The sequence below is a fragment of the Streptomyces sp. H27-H5 genome, from assembly GCF_026627505.1.
GTDB lineage: Bacteria > Actinomycetota > Actinomycetes > Streptomycetales > Streptomycetaceae > Streptomyces.
In genome coordinates this window covers 1-1,052 of sequence record NZ_JAPNLK010000320.1, presented here as the reverse complement: position 1 = coordinate 1,052, position 1,052 = coordinate 1, and the positions used below count along the sequence as shown (strand labels likewise).

Below are 1,052 nucleotides of genomic sequence, written 5' to 3'. Positions count from 1 at the left end.
TTCAGTGACAGGGGTCAAGGTGCGGCCTCATCCCCGGAGCCGCGCCAGGTGTCCTCGCGTAGGGGTGGCCCGGGGACACCTGGGGCGGGCCCGGTTACGGTGTTCCGTTGGCTCCGTTGGCGCAGGGGCTGCCACCGCCGAAGGTCGCGCCGATGCCGCCGGTACCGCCGTGGAAGAGGAGGCCCCCGGTGGCGTTCCCGCCGGCGCCGCCGATCCCGCAGGCGCCGTCGGCACTGGCACCTGACTTGGCGCCGCCGTTGCCACCCTTGCCGCCGTTGCCGCCGGCATTGAGGAGGCCTCCGGAACTGATTGCGCCGGCCCCGCCGATGCCGCCGGCGCCACCCGGGTAAGCGCCGCCGGAGCTTCCGTTACCGCCGTTTCCGGCCAGTCCGCCCTTGCCGCCGTTGCCGGAGCTGTTGATGCCGCCGGCGCCGCCGTTGCCGCCGGCGCCGCCGCCGTGGCCGATGCCGCCGTTACCGGCGTTACCGCCCGCGCCGCCGGTGGATCCCCCGGCGCCACCGAGGCCGCCCGCGCCGCCCGCTCCGGCATTGGCGCCGGAGTCGCCGCCGGAGCCACCGGTGCCGCCCGCACCACCCTTGGTGCCCGCGCCGCCTGCTCCGCCCGCGCCGCCCGCGCCGTCGAGGCCGCCGGAGGCACCGGTGCCACCGTTGCCACCCGCCGCACCGTTGGGGCCGCCCTTGCCGCCGATGGCACCCGCTCCACCGGAGCCGCCGCCCAGCCCGGGCCCGCCGTTGCCGCCCACGCCCCCGACCCCGCCCAGCACACCGTTACCGCCCGGACCGCCCGCACCGCCGGCGCAGTCCCCGGCCCCGGTCGCGGGGCCGCCCGCGGTCCCGGGAAAACCGTTGGGGTGGGAGGAGTTGCCGTTGGCACCCGCGACGCCGGCGGTGCCGGCGGTGCAGGCCAGGGCCGAGGCGCCGGCAGGAGCACCGAGGAAAAGTGCGGCCCCGGCGAAGATGGTTGGGAGGGCGAGGAGGGCGGTGGTCTGTTTCCTGTTCACAGGGTTCCTCTGACTCAGGTGAAGCGGGGGT

Annotated in this window: 1 protein-coding gene; it reads right to left on the bottom strand. The window is 77.3% G+C overall.

Annotated elements, in window-relative coordinates; genetic code table 11:
- Nucleotides 1-94: 94 nt before the first annotated feature.
- Nucleotides 95-1,021, bottom strand: coding sequence for a hypothetical protein (locus OTB19_RS43025; protein ID WP_267804301.1), 927 nt, complete (start codon nt 1,019-1,021; stop codon nt 95-97).
- Nucleotides 1,022-1,052 lie beyond the last annotated feature (31 nt).